The following is a 6,132-nucleotide window of genomic DNA, read 5'->3' as shown; positions in this document are numbered from 1 at the left end:
CACCACGCCCAACAGCAGTTCGGCCGACCCTGTGCTGCTGCCGCTCAGATACGCCACTGAGAGGATCGCGCCCAGGGCGGCGAACAGCCCGCTCACCAAATAGGTCGCGGCGACATAGCGCGCGACCGGCAGGCCGGCGGCGCGCGCCGCCTCGCGATGCTCGCCCACCGCCTGGAGGCGCAGGCCCATCGGAGTGAACTGGACCAGGGCGATCAGCAGCACCGCCACGACCAGGAGGATCCAGGCGAGGTTCGGCACGCCCAGTGGGCCCAGATCGTTGACCGCCATGAGGAACGGGGTGGAGGCTGACAGCACGGTATTCTCGGTCAGCACCAGCTCCAGGCCGGCCGCGACATTCATCACCGCGAGCGTGGCGAGCAGCGGCAGAATGCCGATTACCACCACGGCAAAGGCGTTGGCGGCACCCACGGCCAGGCCGGTGGCAAGCGTGGCCAGGATCGCCGTGGCGTCGCCATGCCCCGCCTGAATCAGCGAGGCGTAAACGGCCGCGCACAGGCCGAGATTGGCCGCGACCGACAGGTCGATCCCGCCGGTCACCACGTTGCCGCCGCCGCCGATGATCACGATCGTCATGCCGAACGCGAGGATCGCCAAGATGGCGGACTGCGCGATCACGTTGGTGAAGTTGAAGAAGCTCAGGAAGAAGGGTGCCGTCGCCGAGAAGAACACCAGCACGGCGACGAAGGTTAGAAGCGACCCGCCGCGCAGCGCCAGCGTGCCCAGGCGGCGCAGGTCGGCACGCTCGCCGCCCGCCTGCTCAATGACCGTGCTCATGCCGCCTCCATCGCACCGGTCGACCAAGCGAGCAGCGCGTCGGAGCTCGCGTCCTTCGCGGCCAGCTCGCGTACGATCCTGCCCCGGTAGAGCACCAGGATCCGGTCGGCGATGCCGGCCAGCTCGTCCAGGTCGCTGGACACGAGCAGCACGGCAGCACCCCGCTCGACCAGCTCGCCGACCAGCCGGTAGATCTCGACCTTGGCGGCGATGTCCACGCCCACGGTCGGCTCGTCGAGCAGATAAACCTCCGAGCGCCTGGCCAGCCACTTGGCGATCACTACCTTCTGCTGGTTGCCGCCCGACAGGTCGCGCACGGCGGTATCGGGCCCGGGCGTGCGGATGCGCAACTCCTCGATCAGCCGGCGGGTTTCCTGGTCTTCATCGCTGCGGCGTACCAGGCCCCCGCGCACGAAGCGGCGGAGGCTGGCGAGGGTCGTGTTGTCCCGCACGCTGGCATCCAGTGCCACCCCCTGGCCGCGCCGATCCTCGGGCACCAGCGCCATGCCCCGTGCCACCGCGGCCGCAGGACTGCCGAGTGCCGAGACCTGGCCGCTGATCTCAATCTGGCCGGCATCCGGCCTGTCCAGGCCGAACAGCAGGCGGACCAGTTCCTTCACGCCTGAGCCCAGTAGCCCGGTCACGCCCAGGATCTCGCCCCGGCGCAGGGTGAAGGACACTTCCTGCAGATGCGGGCGCCGGGCCAGGCTGCGGACCGCCAGTGCCGGGGCGCCCGGTGCCACCTGCCGCTTGGGGAACAGCTCGCCCAAATCGCGCGCCACCATCATCCGGGCGATCTCGCGCGCCGGCGTGGCTGCAGGGCTGACCGTGCCGACATGGCGGCCGTTGCGCAGCACGGTGACCCGGTCGCAGAGCCGCTCGATCTCCTGGAGATAGTGCGAGATGTAGACGATCGTGATCCCCTGGCCGCGCAGCCGCTCGATGTTGGTGAACAGCCGGTCCACCTCGCGCTTGACCAGGGCGGCGGTGGGCTCGTCGAACACCAGGATGCGCGGCTTCTGCGCCAGCGCCCGCACGATCTGGACGAGCTGCTGCTGGGCGGTGGTCAGCTCGGAGATGAGCGCGCCCTTCGGCAGCTCCACGCCGAACTGCTCCTCGATCAGCGCCCGCGCTTCCCGCTCCATGCGCCGCCGGGCGAGCAGGCCGGCGGCCGTGCGCTCGCGGCCGAGGAACACGGCCTCGCCCACGGTGAAGCTCGGCACCAGCAAGCGGTCCTGATGGATGAACTGGATGCCCAGCCGGTCGACCTTGTGCGGGGTGAGGTCGGAGACCGGCTGGCCGTCGATCGCGATCCGGCCTTCGTCCGGCCGGTAGATCCCGGCCAGGACCTTGATCAGGGTCGACTTGCCGGCGCCGTTCTGGCCGACCAGCCCGTGGATCTCGCCGGGCCTGGCCTCGAACTCCGCACCGTCCAGGGCACGCACCCCGCCGAAGTCCTTAATCAGGCCGTGCATTGCAAGCGCTGGCGGCGAAGTGGAATGGTCGGTTGAGGGCGTCTGGATTCGCATGAAGAAAACGATGTCCCAAAAATCAGCGCCGAGGTCCGGATCAGGGGCCGTGGCCATTGATGGGATTCGGCCGGAGGCGACGCATCCGGCCACAACCCATCATCAGCCGGGCGGGGATAGGGCGGGTGATCCCCCGTCTGCCCCCGAGTTCCGTTGCGGCCGTGCAGCCGGCCGAGGCCTGCCTGATCGGCTGCCGGCCCGGCCGGTCAGCCCTGGCCCAGCTGCTTCTGCGCCTCCGCGGCGTTCGCCTTGGTGACCAGGATCGAGGGCAGGAAGGTGAAGCTCGGCACCGGCTGGCCTGCGAGGTGGCGCGCCACGTTCTGGATCGAGGCCTTGCCAATTGCGGCCGGCTGCTGGGCCGCCACTGCCGCTGCCGGCGAATCCGGGTCCTTCACCAGCTCGACCACCTCGGGGCTGCCGTCCACGCCATAGGTACGCACCTCGTTGCGGCCGGCGGCGGCGATCGCCTGGGTGGCGCCCAACTGCGGCACGTCCCAGGCCGACCACACCGCGTTGACCGAGCCCTTCTCCGGGTACTTGTTCAGGACCGCGGTGATCTGGGTATAGGCGTCCTGCACGGTGTTGGGGATCACGTCGCGCAACTCGGGCTCCAGGATCTTCACGTCCGGGAAGTATTTCAGCACCGCCTTGAGCTGGTCGTAGCGGATGGCGCAGACCGGCACGCCGTAGAAGCCGTTGAACACCACGACATTGCCCTTGCCGCCCAGGTCGGAGACGAGCTGCAGGGCGAGCGACGAGCCGATCATGAAATTGTCGGAGGTGGTGTTGTTGATCGAGTGCGGGGTCGGCACGTCGACCGTGAACAACGGGATGCCGGCCTCCTTGATCCGGACCAGCCAGGGCTCGATCACGCTGAGCGTGCCCAGCGTTTGCACCACCGCGTCCGGCTTCTGCCCGATCACGGTCTGGAGCTGCGCCACCAGCTTCTGGTCATTGCGTCCGGCATCCAGGCCGACCGCCGTGCCGCCCAGCCGCTCGACCTCGGCGATCTGCGCCTTGTAGGCCTCCAGGTCCCAGTGATGGTCGGTGCCGACGATGCTGATCGCGATCGTTTTGCCTTCCAGCGATGGCACGTCGTCGCCCTCGGCGGCCGCGGCCGGCCGCACCAGGCGGGTACCGCCGGCAAGGCCGACCAGTCCGGCCGCCGCTAGCGCGCCACCGCCCAGCAGCCCGCGCCGCCCCAACTCCAGCAGCTTTTGACCATCCATCTACCTGTTCTCCCGCCCCGGGTTCTGCTGCGCCGCCGTCTGTGCCGACGGAAGTGCTGGCCCGCAAGCAAGATAAACCTATGGCTGGCTTAACAAAGAGCCGAACCGGAATCCGGCGGACTGGGGCAGGGTCCCACCGGCGGGAGGAGTGCAGCAGGTCGGGACGGAACGGCCGCGAGTACGGTGCCGGTGCAGCGCTACTCGGTGCCGCTACCCCAGTGTAGGTCGCCCAGGCTGTTCTGCAGCTCGCTGCCGAGGGTCGACAGCGTGCCGATCACCGCGACCGCCAGCAGGATGGCGACCAGGCCGTATTCGAGCGTGGTGCTGCCACGCCGGCAGAGGAACAGGCGGAACAGATGGGCCATCGAGAACTTTCCCGGAAGGAGCGGGGGAACTTGCCCGCTCATCCTGGACCCATCCGGGTTAAGGCATCGTTAGCGCCGCGAAGAAACGGGCGGCGTCCGCAGTCCGCCAGGTCAGACCTAGCTGCCCGCCTGCTCCTCCAGCCGGCGGATCAGCCCGTCCAGCCCCTCGCGCTCGATCACTGCGGCGAACTCGTTGCGCCAAGTGACCACCATGCTGACGCCCGCCACCGAGGCGTCGATGATCCGCCAGCGGTCGTCCTTCTCGCGCAGCCGCCAGACGACGTCGATCGGCTCACCGCTCTTGGGCGTAACCCGGCTGTTCACCAGGACGTCGTCGCCCGCTTCGGTCTGGCCGCCGACCTCCAGTCGCTCACCGGCATAGGTGTCGAACCGGCGGCTGTAGGTGGCGATCAGGTGCTCCTGGAACACTTTCGTGAACCGGGCCCGCTCCTCCGGGTCGGCCGCGCGCCAGGCCCGGCCCAGCACCAGGGCCGCGATCCTCGGCATGTCGACGTCGCCCTCCATCAGTTCCGCGAAGCGCTGCCGGCGGGCGGCCGGATCGTCCTTGGTGGCAGCGAGCGCTGCCACCGCCTGCTCGCCGAACCGGTCGACGAAGGCTTCGGGCGCCTGGGCGGGTTCCGCTGCGAGCGGCAGGGCTCCCCCGGTCAGCAGCGAGCCGGCGACGAGGAGGGCGGCGAGAAGGGAACGGCGGGGCGACATGCGGCGGCTACTCCAGCGAGGCCGTACAGGATCTTCACAGGATCTGCCGACCTTCATGACCGCTCCTGGTTAAGAAGGTCCTGCGTGATCCGGGGTGATCTTCGTCACAGCATATCCGGCTGCGCACTTGCCGCATCGGCTGCTAGCGGTGGGCCAGCACCTGGGGGTGGAGCTGGAACAGCCAGGTCTCGGTGATCGGCCGGCCTTCCAGGGTCATGAAACAGCGCAGCTCGACCGGGTCCTCGCCGGTGAACTTCAGGTCGAACTCGGAGCGCCAGCGGTCAGTGTACCAGATCGGCTCGGCGCGCTGGAGGCTGAGCTCGCCGCGCGAGGCGGAGGCCTCCACGGTCGGGCGCACGCCCCAGGGGATCGACTTCAGGATCTCGCCTTCCCACTCGACCACCATCTTCACCACGTCGGCCGGCCGCTCCTTGCCAGGCTCGCCGCCGCGGCCGATCCGGGTCGCAAACGCCCGGGCGCGGTCGGCCACCGGGAAGAACGGCTCGTCCTTCAGCCAGTGCATCCGATAGCGATAGGTCAGGGCGTCGCCGGCCCTGGTCGGCTGCTCGGACAGCCAGAACGCCACCAGATTGTCGTAGATCTCGTCGTCGGTCGGGATCTCGACCAGCTGCACCGCACCCTTGCCCCAGGCACCCATCGGCTCGATCCAGCAGCTCGGCCGGCGATCGTAGCTGACGCCATCCAGATAATGGTCGTAGTTGCGGTCGCGCTGGGACAGGCCGAAGCCGCGTGGATTCTCGTCGACAAAGCTGGAGATCACGATCCGTGGTGGGTTGATCGCCGGCCGCCACAGCCGCTCGCCGGCACCATTCCACAGGGCCAGCCCGTCGGAATCATGGACCTCCGGGCGCCAGTCATGGCTGTGGGTCGAAGGATACTCGCCGTACCAGTACATCGACGTCAGCGGAGCGATGCCCAGGCGCTCGACGTCGGCGCGCAGGAACAGATGCTTTTCCACCTCGACGATCACGCCCACACCGCGATGCATGTGGAATCGGTAGGCGCCGGTGATGCTGGGACCGTCCAGCAGGGCGGAGAACACGAAGGGCTCGCCCTCGCTCCGCGTCGGCTCCAGGTAGAACTCGGTGAAGTCCGGGAATTCCTCGGGCCCGTCTCCTCCGGTGTTCAGTGCTATGCCGCGCGCCGACATGCCGACCTGGCCGAGTTCGCCGACGGTGCGGAAGTACGAGGCACCGACGAAGGTCGCCCAGGGCTCGCGCGCAGACCAGTCGCCGGCACGGTTGCTTTCGCGCACCCAGAAGCCGGCGAAGGCCGAGGCATCGGTCGGAATCCGGTGGGCGACATGGTCCTCCGGCATGGTGAAATAGGCGGGATCATAGAGGATCTCGCGCGCCTGCCCGTCGCTGCCGACCGCACTCATCCGCACGCTCTTCTGAAAGTAGCGGCCGAGATGAACGAAGGTGACGGGATAGACCCCTTCGCCATGGGCCCAAAGAGCATGCTCGGGCTTGT

The 6,132-nt window shown here is 68.6% G+C and carries 6 protein-coding genes; all 6 read right to left on the bottom strand.

The features are described from left to right. Nucleotides 1–795: ABC transporter permease (locus tag EQG76_RS09470; RefSeq protein WP_159712778.1), on the bottom strand; the 795-nt coding region annotated here is incomplete at its 3' end. After that, nucleotides 792–2,324 carry a sugar ABC transporter ATP-binding protein gene (locus EQG76_RS09465; RefSeq protein ID WP_159712776.1) on the bottom strand — a complete coding sequence of 511 codons (1,533 nt, stop codon included), beginning with the start codon at nt 2,322–2,324 and terminating at the stop codon, nt 792–794. The genes EQG76_RS09470 and EQG76_RS09465, both read right to left, overlap by 4 nt. 206 nt (nt 2,325–2,530) lie before the next feature. Further along, nucleotides 2,531–3,553: a sugar ABC transporter substrate-binding protein gene (locus EQG76_RS09460; RefSeq protein ID WP_159712774.1), complete on the bottom strand. Its 1,023-nt coding sequence runs from the start codon at nt 3,551–3,553 to the stop codon at nt 2,531–2,533. 197 nt (nt 3,554–3,750) lie between these two features. Then, nucleotides 3,751–3,918, bottom strand: coding sequence for a Flp family type IVb pilin (locus EQG76_RS09455; protein WP_159712772.1), 168 nt, complete (start codon nt 3,916–3,918; stop codon nt 3,751–3,753). A 117-nt stretch (nt 3,919–4,035) separates the two neighbouring features. Next, nucleotides 4,036–4,638, bottom strand: a complete 603-nt coding sequence (locus tag EQG76_RS09450; protein WP_159712770.1) for an MlaC/ttg2D family ABC transporter substrate-binding protein — start codon at nt 4,636–4,638, stop codon at nt 4,036–4,038. A gap of 142 nt (nt 4,639–4,780) precedes the next feature. Then, nucleotides 4,781–6,132, bottom strand: a 1,352-nt coding sequence (locus tag EQG76_RS09445) for a glucan biosynthesis protein (RefSeq protein ID WP_159712768.1), incomplete at its 5' end; no start/stop codon positions are given.

Source organism: Geminicoccus flavidas (assembly GCF_009806515.1).
Lineage (GTDB): Bacteria > Pseudomonadota > Alphaproteobacteria > Geminicoccales > Geminicoccaceae > Geminicoccus > Geminicoccus flavidus.
This window is presented reverse-complemented; position numbering and strand designations above follow the sequence as displayed.